The sequence below is a fragment of the Flavobacterium cupreum genome, assembly GCF_003996965.1.
Taxonomy (GTDB): Bacteria; Bacteroidota; Bacteroidia; order Flavobacteriales; family Flavobacteriaceae; genus Flavobacterium; species Flavobacterium cupreum.
This window is the reverse complement of the sequence record NZ_QWDM01000002.1, coordinates 120,008-137,971: the sequence shown is the minus strand read 5'-3', so window position 1 is coordinate 137,971 and position 17,964 is coordinate 120,008. Positions and strand designations below refer to the sequence as shown.

13 protein-coding genes are annotated in these 17,964 nt (G+C 35.4%); 6 read left to right on the top strand and 7 right to left on the bottom strand.

The features are described 5' to 3' along the window. Positions 1 to 9 precede the first annotated feature (9 nt). The 4 genes from D0817_RS03205 to D0817_RS03190 form a co-directional block, all read right to left on the bottom strand. Positions 10 to 2,136, bottom strand: coding sequence for an OmpA family protein (locus D0817_RS03205; RefSeq protein WP_127336961.1), 2,127 nt, complete (start codon positions 2,134 to 2,136; stop codon positions 10 to 12). A 10-nt stretch (positions 2,137 to 2,146) separates the two neighbouring features. Then, positions 2,147 to 3,076: a PorP/SprF family type IX secretion system membrane protein gene (locus tag D0817_RS03200; RefSeq protein WP_127336960.1), complete on the bottom strand. Its 930-nt coding sequence runs from the start codon at positions 3,074 to 3,076 to the stop codon at positions 2,147 to 2,149. Between the two features lie 32 nt (positions 3,077 to 3,108). Next, on the bottom strand, positions 3,109 to 5,739 hold the full coding sequence (locus D0817_RS03195; RefSeq protein ID WP_127336959.1) for a T9SS type B sorting domain-containing protein: 2,631 nt from the start codon (positions 5,737 to 5,739) through the stop codon (positions 3,109 to 3,111). 156 nt (positions 5,740 to 5,895) lie between these two features. After that, on the bottom strand, positions 5,896 to 7,221 hold the full coding sequence (locus D0817_RS03190; RefSeq protein ID WP_127336958.1) for a PDZ domain-containing protein: 1,326 nt from the start codon (positions 7,219 to 7,221) through the stop codon (positions 5,896 to 5,898). Positions 7,222 to 7,343: 122 nt separating this feature from the next. On the opposite strand from D0817_RS03190, the gene D0817_RS03185 reads away from it, so the two are divergent. Then, positions 7,344 to 8,540, top strand: a complete 1,197-nt coding sequence (locus D0817_RS03185) for a pyridoxal phosphate-dependent aminotransferase (protein WP_127336957.1) — start codon at positions 7,344 to 7,346, stop codon at positions 8,538 to 8,540. A gap of 62 nt (positions 8,541 to 8,602) precedes the next feature. Here D0817_RS03185 and D0817_RS03180 read toward each other — a convergent pair whose 3' ends face one another. Then, complete coding sequence (locus D0817_RS03180; RefSeq protein ID WP_127336956.1) at positions 8,603 to 9,739, bottom strand: SGNH/GDSL hydrolase family protein; 1,137 nt, start codon at positions 9,737 to 9,739, stop codon at positions 8,603 to 8,605. 416 nt (positions 9,740 to 10,155) lie between these two features. Here D0817_RS03180 and folE point away from each other — a divergent pair, with 416 nt between their 5' ends. The 5 genes from folE (at position 10,156) to lgt (ending at position 14,047) form a co-directional block, all read left to right on the top strand. Further along, positions 10,156 to 10,827 carry a GTP cyclohydrolase I FolE gene (gene folE, locus D0817_RS03175; protein WP_127336955.1) on the top strand — a complete coding sequence of 224 codons (672 nt, stop codon included), beginning with the start codon at positions 10,156 to 10,158 and terminating at the stop codon, positions 10,825 to 10,827. A gap of 36 nt (positions 10,828 to 10,863) precedes the next feature. After that, on the top strand, positions 10,864 to 11,253 hold the full coding sequence (locus tag D0817_RS03170) for a four helix bundle protein (protein ID WP_127336954.1): 390 nt from the start codon (positions 10,864 to 10,866) through the stop codon (positions 11,251 to 11,253). 54 nt (positions 11,254 to 11,307) lie between these two features. Beyond that, positions 11,308 to 12,789, top strand: coding sequence for a cysteine--tRNA ligase (gene cysS, locus D0817_RS03165; RefSeq protein ID WP_127336953.1), 1,482 nt, complete (start codon positions 11,308 to 11,310; stop codon positions 12,787 to 12,789). A 22-nt stretch (positions 12,790 to 12,811) separates the two neighbouring features. Next, positions 12,812 to 13,051 (top strand): membrane protein insertion efficiency factor YidD, encoded by a 240-nt coding sequence (gene yidD / locus D0817_RS03160; protein WP_127336952.1) that lies wholly within the window; start codon positions 12,812 to 12,814, stop codon positions 13,049 to 13,051. 63 nt (positions 13,052 to 13,114) lie between these two features. Beyond that, complete coding sequence (gene lgt / locus D0817_RS03155) at positions 13,115 to 14,047, top strand: prolipoprotein diacylglyceryl transferase (RefSeq protein ID WP_127336951.1); 933 nt, start codon at positions 13,115 to 13,117, stop codon at positions 14,045 to 14,047. Between the two features lie 57 nt (positions 14,048 to 14,104). On the opposite strand, the gene D0817_RS03150 is transcribed toward lgt, so the two are convergent. Then, the gene (locus D0817_RS03150) at positions 14,105 to 14,719 is read right to left on the bottom strand and encodes an acyloxyacyl hydrolase (protein ID WP_127336950.1); all 615 of its coding nucleotides are present in this window, start codon (positions 14,717 to 14,719) and stop codon (positions 14,105 to 14,107) included. A gap of 82 nt (positions 14,720 to 14,801) precedes the next feature. Further along, entirely contained in the window at positions 14,802 to 17,774 is a 2,973-nt protein-coding gene (gene secDF, locus D0817_RS03145) for a protein translocase subunit SecDF (RefSeq protein WP_127336949.1), read from the bottom strand. Positions 17,775 to 17,964: the final 190 nt, after the last annotated feature.

The window sequence follows — 17,964 nt, the reverse complement described above, 5'->3', positions numbered from 1 at the left end:
ATTCGTAATCTACAGATTTTTGATTACGAATTCACTTCGTCTGTTCAGTTCGTGTTCTTCTTCCGTACACGAATCGTCTGTTTTACATTTTACAATAGGTTGAGATTCTCCATAGCCTTTTGCGGTTACCCTATTGGCCTCAATGCCTGATTCCAGTAAAAATTCTCTTGTTGAAGAAGCCCTTTTCTGCGATAGATTTTCATTGAACTTAGCATTGCCCCTCGTATCAGTATGGGATCCTATTTCGATCACCATTCCCGGGTATTTTTTCATCAGGGCCACAACCCTGCCTAAGACCACTTTAGATTCTTTACGGATGTACCACATATTATAATCAAAATAAATAGGATCGGTCTTTATAATCAATCGGTCTTTGTCCCTTACAACATCTTTTTCCTGCTTTAAAATCTGCTCTACTTTTTCTTTTTTCTTAATTTCAGCAGCTACAATTTCATCCTCTTTTGCTTTTTTCTCTGCTTCTTTTAACGCTATCACTGCCAGGGCTTCTTTTTCCTTTTTCTCTACGACAAGACGCTCCTCTTCCTTCTTCTTCTTTTCCGCCAGCTGTTGCTCTTCCAGACGAATTGCATCCAACGATTTAAGTGCCATAGAAGCGTCGTTGCCTGCGTTTCTTGTTGTACCCGAAGCTATCTCCCTGGACTCATTGGTATACTTTTCCTTAAAGGCTACAACGGTAAAAGAACTTTCGCAGGGCACCGTAAAACTAAATTTACCGTCTGCAGCGGTAGTACTTGTATTTAGTGTTTTTTTATCAGCATCCTGCAGGATTACAGTTGCATTTTCTAATGCCAGTTTCGTATCAACATCCGTAATGATTCCGGCAATAAACTGTTTGCAGTCCTCTACAATCAGATCTTTGATTTCTTTAAACTGATAGATATCGTCTTTTCCTTTACCGCCTTCTCTGTTCGAGGCAAAATAACCTTCTTTGTTGTCTGAGATATTAAATGAAAAGTCATCTAAATTAGAGTTTAAAGGCAAACCAATATTTACCGGTTTTGAATACTCATTTCCGTTAATTTCGGATACAAAGACATCCAGGGAACCATATCCCAAATGTCCGTCTGAAGAAAAATAAAGTTTATTGTCCGGCGAAGCAAAAGGAAACTGTTCTCTTTTACTGGTGTTGATAACGGGTCCGAGGTTTTTTGGCGTATCAAATGCTCCCTTATTGATATTGACGGAATAAATATCAAACGAGCCTAATGATCCCGGCATATCAGAAGAAAAATAAAGTACTTTTTCATCAGCACTCAGGGCAGGATGTTCTACAGAATAGTCGGCACTATTAAAGGGAAGTGAGGTTACATTTGTCCATTTTCCCTCTACCAATTCTGCCTTGAAAATCTGAAGATTGGAAATTTTTTGTTCATTTTTTCGCTTCTTGCCGTTTTTGGAATTATTTCGCGTAAAATAAATCGTCTTGCCGTCTTTGGTAAAAACTGCATTTGATTCGTGCATTCCGGTTTTTAATTCCTTCGCGAAATAATGCACTACAGAATCCGCGGAATTGATGTTTTTTAACGGTACTTTGACTAAATTCAGATAGGTCTCGTTGTCCCATTTAAACTTTTTATCCAGCAATCCGGGTTTTAACTTTACTGCGGCAAAAACCAGATTGTCATTGTATTTAACGGCACCAAATTCAGAGTTAGGCGTATTGACACCCAGGTTTTTAATTTCAAACCGATTGCCGATTGCCGAGACGTTTTCTAATTCTTTCAGTTCTTTTTCAAAAAAAATAAGATCTTCCGTATTGGCTGATTTTGAGTAATATTCTTTCAGGGCAGCATTGGCATCTTCATAACTGTTACTTGCTTTTAAGGTTTGAGCATATCTGTAATAATATTCCCTGTCTAAATCCTTATTATAATTTTTAACTAACAGTCTGTAATAGCGCTGTGCTTTTATTAAATCATTCGTGTAATAATAGGAATCCGCCAAATTCTTAATGACCTCCTGTGAAGGTTTTTGTTCTGCTAGTTTTTCATATAAAACAATAGATTCACTGTAATAGGTTTTATCAAAAAATCGTTTGGCTCGCACCAAATCCTGATCCTGGGCGTGTATAAACTGTATTAAAAATACGAATATAACAACGAGTATTTTTTTCATATTTTTCATTTTAGAAGAATCTTGGTGATTTATCATATCCTTTTCCTAATAAATCTAAATCAAAAAGCAGCATAATTTCGTGTGTTCCTGAATTAAACTGTCCCAGATTGGAAAGTGTATAATCGTACGCATACCCCACCCTAAGCGAAGGTGTCACATTAATGTTACACAGGGCACTCACAGCATCGCCCAGACGATACGCCGCACCTAATTCAAATTTATTGTTATATAAAACATTCGCCGTCAGATCAACAGTCATTGGGGCTCCTTTGACAATTTTTGACATAAATGCCGGTTTTAATTTTACCTTGTCGCTAATCTGAAAAACATATCCGGCTGTTAAAAAAGTATGAATTGCTTCTGATCCGTAAGCATTTATTCCTGATTTCTCTTCAATATGTTTGGAACTCAACAGATTTGGAGCCGATATCCCCGCATAGAAATTATCTCTGAAATAGTAGGCTCCGATTCCGATATTAGGCCGGGTTACATTTATGTTTTGCGAGAATGCAAGATCTGTTTCGGGATCGGTGAAAAGAAATCCGTTAAAATTAGTCTGCAGGGAGGTAAATCCGGCTTTTAGTCCTAGTGAAAGTTTGTTTTTCCCTCCTAAATTCAGGACATAAGCAAAATCAGCATAAAAATTATTTTCCTTTTTGGCACCATCCCCTATATCATCCGAAACTAAAGACAAGCCAACTTCTATCTTATCACTTACGGCTGTATGCCCGAAAAATGTAAATGTTTTTGGGGCACCATAAGCTCCAACCCACTGAGTTCTGTAGAGTCCTCCCAGATTCAGCATGGCAGGAGTTCCTGTCGCATAGGCCGGATTCACTACGCTCATATTATACATATAATGCGTGTATTCCGGGTCCTGCTGCGCTGAAACAGAGGTGATATAGAAGAGAAAGGTTATAAAAAATATTATTTTTTTCATTTGAAAATCATATTAAAGAATGCAAAAATGAATCATCTGTTTAAATAAAGACGTCCTTGTCTGGGCGGTTTATTATCTTTATTAAAATGAAGCACATAAAAATAAACTCCATTGGCCGCTATTCCGCTGCTTATCCCGCCTGCTTCATAATTTAATCCGTCCCATCCCGGTTTATTTTTAAAGCCTTTGTACATTCTGCTTCCGTATCTGTTGAAAATTTCCAGTATATAATCCGGGTACAGAAAGTCAATATCCGGAATTACGAAAGCGTCATTTACGCCATCTCCGTTAGGAGAAAATCCGTCAGGGATAAAAAGAGTTTCTGGCGCATCACAATTCGTTAGCGACACGACAACTTCGATACTTTTTTCTGAAATACAATTCGTTTGGTTTGAAAAATCAAATCCGTAATATCTTCCGTTTTCCACCAAAGGCGTAGTGGAAGACAATACATTACCATTCGTCTGAGCATCGTACCAGACTACCGAAGCCGGTGAATTGGTTCGATTATACAAATCTGCAATCGTTGGATTATCCAGTCCGCAAAAACCGGAACCTTCTGAATTTAATTCGGGAGCAGCGGGATCATTTATGGTCACTGAAATCATCGTTGCTTCTGATGTACAGCCAGCAGAAGAGGTTTCTTTTACGTAATAATTTCCAGTCTGTAAAACATCGGTAGCCGGAAGAGGTGTTGTTGCAGTTTCGGAAGCATACCATTTGTATTGGGCGCCGTAAGGCTGCAAGCTGGCTACTGTTGCGTTATCGACTTTACAAAAGGGCTGGGACACTGCGTTCGGGGCAGCCGGAATTGCATTTATCAGGAATGCATAAGATAAATTGCTTAGTGTAGCACCACAGCCATTCTCATTATTTGTCAATTTTAGGATAGAAACGGTATAAGATCCCGGATTTGAAACTGCAGTGGCAGGAAGTATAAAACTGGTGGTTCCTCCTGACACCGGCAAAGTAACCGTTAGCGGTATAGCATTATTGTTATTAGTAACCGTATAGGATAAAGTGATATCTGTTAAAATTCCCAGTCCGCTCATTGAAACCGAAACAGGTTTTTCAAAACAGACATTATTAATCTGCATTCGTACCGCTGCTGTATTGGGCAGGGGATTTATTAGAATATTGCCAATCACATTTGCGGTACTGGAGCATTGAGAAACTACATGCGTAATATTTGTAATTGTCAGTACTGCATTACCGGCATTAAAACTTAAATTAGGAGACAATGTAAAACTCGCATTACCTCCCGTAAAGGTAACCCGCGCTATTTGTCCACTTGCCTGATTGGCTCCTGCCAGATTATAAGTAAGATCATAAATTCCGTCTGCAAGTTTTATGGCATCAGAAATTTGTATCAGGGTACCTTCGTTTTGGCAGGTTGTTGCCGGGGCTATTTTTGCATTCTCCAAATCCGGTAAGGGATAGATAATTAAATCATCTGATAAATTCCCCATGATATTAGCACATATCCTGACACTATTGGTTTTATAAATACTTATAATATTTACATTAAAAGTTCCGACTTGTTGGAAATAATTTGAATCAATAGGAAATACAAGGATACCGTTATTAAAATTTGCTGTTACAATTTCAGTTTTTGCATTAGGTCCTGATACGCGAAAGGTCACATTGTAAGGTCCGTTAGGAATAGGTGCCGTTCCTTTTTTGATGGTCACTGAGTAACTCGCAGTTCCTATTTCGGTTTCACAGATATCATTATTGACGGTAACTGTAGCACCCGTAAAATCAAGTTTGTTTTCGAGTTTGATAAATGTGACTCTCTCTTCGTCCAGACAAATTGGTTTTGAAGATAAAACTTTATAAGCAAAGTAATAATATCCTTCGCCGAATCTGTCATATATCTTTTCAATATCAACAAAGCGGTCTCCCGCAAAAGTTAATTCTCCTGTGCTGATACGATTACCGTCTCTCCAGGTTCCTCCCGGATCCTGACCTGTCAGTAAATTATTCAGATCAAAGTTCTTATATGCCGACAAACCATCACTTGCGCACAAAGATAAATTGACAGCGGTTCCTGATTTTGGAGCTTTGACAACTGTGATAACTGCTGTTGAAGAAACTGCAGGACAAGTACCAATTGCAGGCATGGTATAGGTAAACTCATAATCCCCATCGAATTCAGAAATATTAATTACCGGGTCTACCTTTTTATTGTTGGTGTTATCGTACCATTGTCCATTGTATTGCGGTCCTAAAAAAAGACCATTAAAAGCTTCGAAAAGGTTAAAATTTATAGTAGCACTACATTGCGTGGAATTTGAGGCAACCCCGGAATATCCTCCGATAGTAACGGTTACTACGGCGGAATTATCGGCACAGCCTGCAGCTCCGGTAACGGTATAAGTATAACGGTATATTCTGCTTTGGCGAATAAGATGCGCATTTAAAACTCCTGTATTAGCGTCTAATCCTCCCGATTCATCATCATCTGACCATGTTCCTCCTGGTATTGGCGTTCCCCCCAATGCTGCATAAAGATTAATCGTCTTATTGGCAGGATTAGGAATATCACAAACGGGCAATTCCCCATCATCACCTGCACATTGTGCCTGAATGTTGCCGGAGAAAAAGGAGAAAAAAACAAAAACCAATATAAAGTGTAAGAATTTGATGTAGCCTTTTACCATAGATTATTATTTTTCTTGTAAACATAAGAAAATTGCAGGCTCCTTCAAATAAAAAGAGTAATTTTCTTATTAATTAAAACTAAATACAAATTATTCTAAAAGTACTATTAATTTAATATTATTTGACCCTAAAACAGTTTTATTATTCCTTTATAATTATAATTCGTCTTCAAGCTTAAATCTGAATTTTAGAATCAGACTGTTTCGTTCCACTTCCAGATTAATCCAGATATCATCTTCTGATTTTAAAAGCGCATTTATTTGCTGCAGGCTATATTTGTAGGGAACAACTTTATTGATGCTTACAATGATATCTCCTTTTCTCAAACCACATTTTTCAGCAGCAGAGAATTTGCGGATATTAACGATTTCATACACTGGCTTTAGTAAAAACTTATACCTGAAATTGTCGTTTTTATTTAGAGTTTCATTGACATCCGCCATAGATGATGCCACTTGCACGGTCTGCAAGTGCACGGTCTCCTGTACCCATTGCAAACCGTTATGCTGAACTGTAATTCCGCTTTTATTGTAAGTAAACGGTTCTGAAAATTTGCTGTTTTTTTTCAGGTATAATTTCTGATCGGCATAATCCAGGACGATCGTAAATCTTTTCAGTACTTCTCCCCCAAGGGAACCAATGCGCCCCGGAACCATTTTGACATTTCGAATTGATGTGGAATCCGGAAAAGAAACAATAGGATTCTTAAAATTAAAATCAGCTATCGAAAATCTTGAAATCTTAGCCCGGTGTCCCTCGATATCCCCGCTAAAACCTTTTCCCAAAAAATCGGGAAAATTCTTTTTAGGCAATCTTATTTTCTCATTCTCAAAAACCCAAAAAGCATCACTATTCCCAATATCAATAAGTAATTTAGCTGTCACTTCTTCCCCTTCAACAACAGCTTTTGTCTGGATATAAGGCTTTGATTTTTCTATTGTGATCGGAACTGAAGTGAATTTTTTCCGCAGCCTCTCTCGTACTTTTTCATTATTGGAGTGTACGATAAGTTTCTTCTTCTGATAATTAATTTCAACAACATTATTTTTAAAAAACTTATAGCCAATAATTCCGTTTACAGGAATTCCAATATGTGAGGACAAATTAAAGTTTTGATCCAGAATAATATAAACCAAATGATTTATTGATTTTAAACCATGACTCTCCAATATATTGTTTTTTGATTTAAGCCCTTCAATTTCTTCCTCACTGCCTAATCCTCTGAGCTTTATTTTTTCAATATTATTAAAGCTCACCTCCTGCTTCTCTTCCATACTGAACAAGATGGTCTCTTCAACCCCGGAATCGAGAAGGAAATTCAGTTCAATGCCGTTGACTTTAATAGGAATAAAAACAAGATTATTTATCAATTGAATGGGAATTGTCACCTTAGTATGATGACCATCCATCATAAAATCATTTTGAGCATTAAGCAAAAAAGATGTTAAAAGTCCAAAAAACAATACAATATATTTTTTCATTGCTATTTTTTTACCATAAAATTAATAAAAATATTGATAATTGTTACATTTTAATAAGTACAGTTATTCTGTACGATAAATTCGAAAAAAAAATGCAAATTTGCACTTCAATACTAAATCATATGCCAACAATTTCACTAAAAGGCAGAAACATGCCCGAATCACCGATACGTAAACTTGCTCCTTTTGCAGATATTGCAAAACAAAAGGGACACAAGGTGTATCACTTAAACATTGGTCAACCGGATATCAAAACACCCGAGGTGGCCATCGAGGCGGTAAAAAATATTGATTTAACTATTATAGAATACAGTCCTTCTGCAGGATATGAAAGTTACAGAACAAAATTAGCCCGGTTTTACCAGCGTCAAAATGTAAATGTCAATTCAGAAGATATCATTATCACTACCGGTGGTTCTGAAGCCTTGTTGTTTGCGCTGGCCACTATAACAGATCCGGGGGATGAAATCATCATTCCGGAACCTTTTTATGCGAATTATCATGCATTTGCCTCATCGACCAGTGCAACAGTAATTCCGGTAATTTCTTCTATCGACGACGGATTTGCTTTACCAAGCATTGAAGATGTTGAAAAACTAATTACGTCAAAAACCAAAGCCATTTTAATTTGTAACCCGGGAAATCCAACCGGTTATTTATATACTGAAGCTGAAATTAAGCAATTGGCAAGCCTGATCAAAAAACATGACTTGTATTTAATTGCAGATGAGGTGTACCGTGAGTTCCTTTATGATAAAGATGATGTTCATTATTCTGTCATGAACCTGGAAGATGTACAGCAAAATGTAATCATGGTAGATTCTGTTTCGAAAAGATACAGTATGTGCGGGGCGAGAATTGGTTGTCTGGTAACAAAAAACAAAAACGTTCTGGCAACTGTCATGAAATTTGCACAGGCCCGTCTGAGCCCTCCGACTATTGAACAAATTGCCTGCGAAGCCGCGATAGATACCCCCCAGATTTATTTTGACGAAGTTATTTCAGAATACAAAAGCCGACGTGATACTTTGATTACCGAATTAAATAAAATTGAAGGTGTCATCGTAACCAAGCCCAAAGGTGCGTTTTACTGTATTGCCCAATTACCAATTGATGATGCTGATAAATTTGCACAATGGCTTTTAGAAAGTTATGACCTGAACGGTGAAACAGTTATGGTTGCTCCCGCAGCAGGATTTTATTCTACTCCGGGAATGGGTTTAAATCAGGTTCGAATTGCTTATGTATTAAACAAACAGGATTTGATAAGTGCCGTAAATGTTTTAAAAGAAGCGCTTTTGGTTTATAATAAAAAATAATCCGAAAAAATAAAAGTAAAAAAGGCAATAACACATTGAGGTTATTGCCTTTGTAATATAATTTAGAATATAAAAGGACAGTCAACCTTTAATTGATCATACATCTTTGTATATGCCAGAGGTGTAGGATGTATGCCGTCAAAAAATACATAATCTTTTTTCCAAATTGACGAATCATCTGCGATAGTCACGGCTTTATTCATATCCACATAAATTTCACCACTTGAAAGTATCCATTTATTTACTACATCACCTGTTTCAGAAAATTGAAATGTTGCTCTGGGCGTTAGAGTCACTAGGATTGGAATTTGACCATTAGCCTTCAATATTTCGATTACTTTTTGCATATAATGTATATACTGCTGAGGATTCTTATTATTGGTGCCAATACTTAATATTACATATTTAGATTTATACCAGGAGTTTTCCAGTGTAAATCTGTCAAGAAAAGATTGTGAAAGCATATCACCTCCCTTACCATCGATCAAACAATTATCAGCACCTATATCAGTAGATAATTTCGCACACCATCTATTTTTTAAACTTAAGTCATTAACTATCAATGAAAAACCTTCTATAAAAGAATCTCCATAAATACTTATTTTTGGTTTATTTTGATAATCAGAACTTAATAAGGATTCAGAAACGTTAAAACTCCCTTTGGAAATTTTAAAATAGGGTTTACCTCTTATAATACATTGATTGAAATTTTCATCATTATTATAAACTTTATTTACGGAAATAGAATTTCCTCTTAAATAAAAACTAGTATTTTCAAGTGTTTTTTTAAATCCCATTTGATAAACAACATTTTTTTCTAATGGACTGGAAAACTCTATTTTTTCATTTAAAACAATATCTTTAAAATCAGAACTTGCTTTATAAATTTCAAGATAATTATTACTAATTTTAATACATACAAAATCAGCTCCGGTAGATATTAAAATTGGTTCATCATTTAAAATTTTAAATTTTGTATTAAATGACAAATTCCCAAGAGCTAAATCATGGTCAAAAAGTATTAATTTCTCTTCATCATTTAGTACTGTATAGTCAAAAGGAACAAAATTTACAACCTGATTTTTATGGCCAAACTTTATAAATTCTCTGTCAGTATTTAAAGAATCAGCATCAGAATCAGAACATGCTACACAAAAAAGAATAGATAATATTCTCAAAAAAAAATTAAAAATTTTCATTGGATATTTTAATTATATTGGCACAATTTGGCAACAAATATAACTTTTTTAAACATATAATTGGCTAATGTATTTTTACCCGATACTAGCTTTTTTTTACTGTTAACAAGTTGTTTTTTAATAGATACAAAGACTACAATTTCTCAAAATTCTCCTCTCTATTAGGCAGATATTCTTACGAAATGTTCTTATGTCAAATTTTATTTATTGTTTATTAACTTATAAACTTTATATTTCTACATATAAAAACAAATAACTATGATCTATTTAACAAAGCATGTTAGTGAATAATAATAGTTTATTAAATTTTATCCAAAAACTAACCACTAAATAGTAATAACGATAGAAAAGGTTTGCTTTTTATTAATTATCTTTACCGCCTTAAAAAGATACACCCACTATAATAGTAGTTTTTAATGATAAATAACGAAGATTTTTTAGACGAAACAGGAGACAATCATTTTAGCAGCAATGCACAAAATCCTTTAAGACAGGACGCTTTTGATCTAAGTGATGATGAAAAAATAGAACAAATAAAAAAAGATGTCGAAAACATCCTTCAGACTCTTGGAATGGATTTGACAGATGACAGCATAAAAGGTACTCCAAACAGGGTCGCTAAGATGTTTGTAAAGGAAATTTTTGGCGGTCTTAACCCTTCAAAAAAACCGAAAGCTTCTACATTTGACAATAATTACAAGTACGGCGAAATGTTAGTAGAAAAAAACATTACGCTTTATTCTACCTGCGAACATCATTTATTACCAATTATAGGAAGAGCCCACGTAGCTTATATTTCCAGCGGAAGAGTTATTGGTTTATCTAAAATGAACCGTATTGTTGAATATTATGCTAAAAGACCCCAGGTTCAGGAACGTCTTACCATGCAAATCGTTCAGGAATTACAAAAGGCACTTGGTACCGAAGATGTTGCCTGCGTTATTGACGCGAAACACCTTTGCGTAAATTCAAGAGGAATTAAAGATATCGAAAGCAGCACTGTAACCTCTGAATTTGGCGGTAAATTTAAAGACCCTCAGACCAGAAGAGAATTTTTAGATTACATTAAGCTGGAAACGCAATTCTAAAAAAAGTTAATTGTTTTTAGTTTATAGTTTGTGGTTATGGGAAAGATACAAAAATTTGAAGATCTGGAAATTTGGAAATTAGCCCGGCTAATATGCCAACAGATCGAATTCCTGATACAGAATACAAATCTAAAAACAAACTATTCTTTAAAAGATCAAATTGACAGAAGCTCAGGTTCTATTATGGATAATATTGCTGAAGGGTTTGAACGAAATGGCAATAGAGAGTTCATTCAGTTTTTGAGTATTGCAAAAGGTTCGGCTGGTGAAGTAAAATCACAATCTTACAGAGCTTTTGATAAAAAATTGATTTCTGAGGAACAGCATTTAAAATTAAATGAAACAGTTGAATTAGTAAAAAATAAAATAGGTGCGATGATGAACTATTTAAATAATTGTGAAATCAAAGGACTAAAATTCAAATAATTTTCCGACATTCAAACTAATAACAATAAACCACAAACAAAAAACAATTAAACAATGCCTCTATACACAAGTCAGTCCCTGAAAATATACAATTCACTTTCGGGTGAAAAAGAAAATTTCAACCCTATTCATGAAGGAAATGTTGGAATGTATGTTTGCGGGCCAACGGTTTATAGCAATGTACACCTAGGAAACGTGAGGACTTTTATGTCTTTTGACGTGATATTCAGATATTTTTTACATCTGGATTATAAAGTGCGTTACGTAAGAAACATTACCGACGTGGGACATATTGTAGATGATGTGGATGAAGGTGAAGATAAAATTGCTAAAAAAGCTCGTTTAGAGCAGTTAGAACCCATGGAGGTGGTACAACGGTATACAGTTGATTTTCATGAAATACTCAAAGCTTTCAACTTTTTACCACCCAGTATTGAACCAACTGCTACCGGGCATATTATTGAACAAATCGAAATCATCAAAAAAATTATTGATACCGGAATTGGTTACGAAGCCAACGGGTCTGTCTATTTTGATGTCGTAAAATATAACGAAACCAACAACTACGGAGTCTTAAGCGGCCGAAATATCGAAGATATGCTTGCCAATACCCGCGATCTTGATGGTCAGTCTGACAAAAGAAACCCGCAGGATTTTGCCCTTTGGAAAAAAGCGGAACCGCAACATATCATGAGGTGGCCTTCTCCATGGAGTGACGGTTTTCCGGGCTGGCATCTTGAATGTACAGCGATGAGTACCAAATATCTTGGCAATCATTTTGACATTCACGGAGGCGGAATGGATTTAAAATTCCCGCACCACGAATGTGAAATCGCTCAAAACGAAGCTTGCACGGGTCAGTCTCCTGTAAACTACTGGATGCATGCCAATATGCTTACTTTAAATGGTAAGAAGATGGCAAAATCGACCGGAAATAATATTTTGCCGGGTGAAATTCTAAGTGGAGAAAACAATATCCTTAGTAAAGCTTTTTCTGCTTCTGTAACCCGTTTCTTTATGCTGCAGGCACATTACAGAAGTATTTTGGACTTTTCTGATGATGCGATTGTAGCTGCCGAAAAAGGCTACAAAAGGCTAATGGAAGCCGTTGACGCTTTATCAGGAATTTCAGCAAGCCATAATACAAGTTCTATTGATATTGCATCGTGGAAACAATTGTGTTACGATGCCATGAATGACGATTTTAATACGCCAATTTTAATCGCGCAACTATTCGAAGCCGTTCGTTATGTCAATTTATTGAAAGAGGGAAAAGAAACTATTTCCGAAGAGGATTTAAAAACATTCACAACGGCAATTAATGCTTTTGTTTTTGATGTTTTAGGTTTAAGCGACGAAAAGACTGCCGATAGTAATAACGATAAATTAGACGGCGTCATCAACATGCTTATCGGTATGAGAAATCAGGCCAGAGCAGATAAAAACTTTGCGCTTTCTGATCAGATTCGCGACCAGTTAATTGGTTTGGGAATTCAGTTGAAAGACGGAAAAGAAGGTACCAGTTTCTCATTGTAATACATTCAATTTCTAATAAACCATGAAAGTAATCACTCCATTTGTTTTATTAGTGCGCTTTTATCAAACTGCCATTTCGCCATTTACACCGGCAAGCTGCAGGTTTGAACCAACATGTTCGTCTTATATGATTCAGGCACTGCAAATGCACGGATTATTTTACGGAGGCTATCTGGGAATAAAACGGATCCTGAGTTGTCATCCCTGGGGAAGAACAGGCTACGATCCTGTTCCCGAAAAGAAATGTTCGCATAAACATTAACTTTAAATAAAGACTTACTCTGTTTTAAATATTTATTTTTACAACACAAAAACAATTTAACCTATGACACACGCCTTAAATATCATTTGGAATCCTTCAGAAGGAATCGATTTAGGATTTTTTATGATTCGTTATTACAGTTTAATGTTCGTAATTGCCTTCGGGCTAGGATGGTTCATAATGAAAAAGATTTTCGAACGCGAAAATGAACCACTTGACAAATTAGATTCTTTATTTGTATGGACTGTTTTAGCAACTTTAATTGGCGCACGTTTAGGTCATGTTTTATTTTATGACTGGGAGTATTTCAGAAACCATTTACTGGAAATCTTTTTGCCTTTTAAATTTGAACCAAAATTTGAATTTACAGGCTTTCAGGGATTAGCGAGTCATGGTGCTGCTATTGCGATTATCATAGCCATGTATTATTACAGCAAAATGATCCTGAAACGTCCTTTGTTATGGATTCTGGACAGGGTTGTTATTCCTGTTGCCAGTGGTGCTATTTTTGTACGTCTGGGAAACTTTTTCAATTCTGAAATTATCGGACATGAAACTGCTTCTTCATTTGGAATTCGTTTTCTTCATGATAAATACAGCAAAGCAGAAGCTGTAAATGCGACTAATATTCCGAATCCGAAAGAGGCTTACAATGCTATTGTTACCGATCCTAAATTTGCTGATTTATTAGCACAGGTTCCGGCAAAACATCCAACACAGCTTTACGAAGGGTTTTGCTATATTTTTGTATTTGCAATTTTATTCTTTTTATACTGGAAAACCAATGCCAGACTGAGATCCGGTTATTTATTCGGCTTGTTTTTAGTGCTTTTATTTGTAGTTCGTTTTGTTGTAGAATTTGTAAAAGAGAGCCAGGGCGGATTCGAAAATGAATTAGGCATCTTTTCTACCGGACAGTGGCTGAGTATACCCTTTATTATAATTGGTCTTTTCTTTATTATCAGAGCGAAAAGAAATCCGTTAGCTACTTCATAATTACAAATAGAATCAAAAATATAAAAGCGTCCGGTATCAAAATACCGGACGCTTTTTTTATAGCGAACAGGAAACACCAAACTCGATGTTTTTTGTATTATAGCCTGCATTTGAACTCCCCAGACCCGCATTTGAAACATGACGCACGCAAGGACGAATGTCAAATTGAAATCTTTGGACTTTAGCCGAAAAACCAGCTGCCAATACATCAGCAAAAGCAAAACCATCAGACATGCGTTCTGTTTCCGTATCGGTTATCATTGGACCAACACTTGCCAAAAGATAAAAGGAGAAACGCGCACTGATTGGTTTTCTGATCAAAAAACCAATATTTAATACGTATTCATGAACATCTTTTAATTGTACATATTTAGCCCGTTTTTCTATGTAATCCGGTTCTTCCGGTTTAACAAAATAGAAATTGAGCAATTGGTGTGTTCCAAAATTAACTTCAGGCTGGACTAAAATTTCATATTGAAATTTCTTGGTTTCCTTTAGCCTGTAATACAGTTGGGCTTTATAAAAATGATTCGTAAAGGTATAATTACGATTATTGAATTCACTTCCGAATCCGTAATTAAAACCAACCGAAAAATTGCTCTCCCCCTCCTGCCCCTGCAGTCTGAACAGACATAAAAACAACGACAGACCTAACAGTAATCTTCTATCCATACATTTTCTTTATGGATTAAATATAGCACAAAAAAAAAGACCCAACTTTCGTTGGATCTTTTTTTTATATAAAAATAGCGTATTATGCTTTGTTATGCTTGTCTTCAATAGTGTGTTTATCATCTTTAGAAATCGTGTCAACCAATACCGGTGTCGCGATGAATAATGACGAATAAGTACCTACAACGATACCCACTAACATGGCAAAGATAAATCCTCTGATAGACTCTCCACCGAAAATAAACATTGTCAATAATACGATGATCATCATTAATGAAGTATTCAACGTTCTTGATAATGTAGTGTTAATAGAAGCATTTACGATATCTTCAAAACTTCCTTTACGGTTTCCGATAATGAACTCTCTGATCCTGTCGAATACAATTACAGTATCATTCATCGAGTAACCGATTACAGTAAGAATTGCAGCAATAAAGTGCTGATCCATTTCCATGTGGAAAGGCATGAATTTATAACATAAAGAGTAAATTCCTAATACGAAGATAACGTCATGCGCAACAGCTGCAATCGCACCTAATGAATATTGCCATTTACGGAAAGATACCATTAAGTATAAGAAGATCGCCGCCATAGCACCCAAAACTGCCCAGTAGGAGTTTGTTTTGATATCTTCAGAGATAGAAGCTCCAACTTTAGAAGCCTGTAACACTCCAACTGTTTTACCGTCGTACGTGTTTGTAAATTTATCATAAGAAGTGTTAGGATAATATTTCGCTAACGCTTTGTATAATATTTGATTCACTTCTTCATCAACTGCTACTCCGTCTTCTTTGATTTTGTATTTAGTCGTGATTTTCAACTGATCATCATCACCTAAGATTTTAGCTTCTACAGGAGTTCCGAAAGCAGCAGATAATTCATCTGAAACTACAGTTGCATCAACCGGTTTTTCAAATTTAACCTGGAAAGTTCTTCCTCCCACGAAGTCAACACCCTGATCTAATCCGTTTACGAAAAAGATAGAAACCAAACTTACTACTACTACAATTGAAGAGAAGATATAAGTAAATTTCTTGATTTTGATAAAGTCAAAGTGGAAATTAGTAAACCAGTTTTTAGTAATATTAGTAGAGAAAGTTAAATCACCTTTTCCTGCAATGTTTCTGTCAATAAAAATTCTTGCAATAAAGATTGATGTAAACATAGATGTTACGATACCAATAAGCAATGTTAACGCAAAACCTTTGATTGGTCCTGTTCCGAAAATAAACAAGATCGCTCCGGTTAAAACGTGCGTAACGTTTGCATCAATGATAGAACGCATTGCTCCGTGCCATCCGTAAGATGTAGCTACTGCTTCTGCCAGTGATTTACCATCACGTAATTCCTCTTTTGCTCTTTCAAATATAATAATGTTAGCATCTACCGCCGTACCTAATGTTAATACGATACCTGCAATACCTGGTAATGTTAATACAAAACCAAAACTTGCCATAATTCCAAATAAGAAAAGTAAGTTTAACAATAAGGCAAGGTTAGCATACCAACCTGCTTTACCGTAATAGAAAACCATCCATAAACAAACTAATAAAAATCCTAATACAGAAGAAATTGTACCTGCATCAATCGCAGCCTGACCTAAAGATGGTCCTACTACTGTTGACTGAATAATATCTGCAGAAGCCGGTAATTTACCTGCATTTAATACGTTTGCTAAATCTTTAGTTTCCGCTACATCAAAAGAACCTGTAATTTCAGATCTTCCTCCGGCAATTGGTCCGCTAGTAACACCAGGCGCAGAATAAACGATATCATCTAAAACAATAGCGATATAACTTTTTTGAGAAAAAGCTCGTCCTGTCAGTTCTTCCCAAACTTTAGCACCCTGACTGTTCATTTGCATAGAAACAGCCGGTTTACCCATTTGGTCAAATGTATCTTTTGCATCCGTAACAAGACCACCGTTCATAGCCGGGATATTGTCTCTGTTTCCTTTTAAAGCATATAATTCAACTACTTCAATATCTTTTGCTTTTGCATCTTTTATTGTAGTTGGTTTACTCCATACAAATTTTGCATAATGCTGATCAGCAGCTAATAAGATTCTGATTTCAGGTCTTTTCAGGTATGCATTAACAGTTGCAGTATCTTTTGGAGCAAAATAACCTAAAACCGGTCCGCCACCCTGACCTAGAATTTTGTCAAATAACGGGTTGTTTCCTTTTTTAGCTTCAGTTGAATCTTTTGTATCAGTCAATAAAGCATTCAATGAATCTTTAGCAACTGTTTTAGTTTCTGTTTTTTTGATTTCAGTCTTTTTAAGTGCTTCGTTTGCAGACACTAAAAAATTTCCGATTTCTTCTATTTTATAAGTTTCCCAAAACTCTAACTGAGCTTTTCCACCTAATAATTTTTTAATTCTGTCTACATCCTTAGCACCCGGAAGTTCCACTAGGATTCTTCCTGTAGATCCTAATTTCTGGATGTTTGGTTGTGTAACACCAAATTTATCGATACGCTCTCTTAGTACTTTATAAGCACTTTCGATAGACTCATCTACTTTTTTTCTAATTACTTTTTGCGCTTGTGCATCAGTCATTTCAAAAGCAATTCCGCCTTCACCTTGTAAGTTTCTGTTGGCGAAAATTTCAGGAGATGCTAATTTTGTTGCACCGTTTGAATTTGCATCAAAAGCCTCAAAAAATTTATCTAAATAACTTTTGTTTCCTTCCAGATTTGCAGTCGCATCAGCTAAAGATTTATTGAAAACCGGGTTTTTGGAATTGTTTGCTAAACCTTTTAAAACATCTTTAATAGAAATCTGAAGAATAACATTGATTCCTCCTTCTAAGTCAAGACCTTTGTTGATTTGCTTGTTTTTTACTTCATTATAAGTAAAATTCGTAAATCCAAGATTCAGTACACTTACCTTACCAATAGAATCTAAATATTTTAGCTCTTTATCAGGATTATCTCCTGCAAAAGCCTTAGCCTCACTTTTGACATTGCTTGCCACATAAGTGAACGAAAGTTGGTAAATACTTACCAATGCAAATAGAATTGCGAAAAATTTAATAAGTCCTTTATTCTGCATTATTACTAAAAATTAATTATGTTTTATTGTTTGTTTTTGTTTTAAAGTCCCATAAAATAAGCCCTGACATGATTTTTTTAAAACTAAAAAACTAGATCACGAATTACAACATTTTTTTTAAACCGAGCAAATATATAATTTACGAAAAGATTAACCAATTTATTTATTAATTAATCTCAAAAAAAAGACT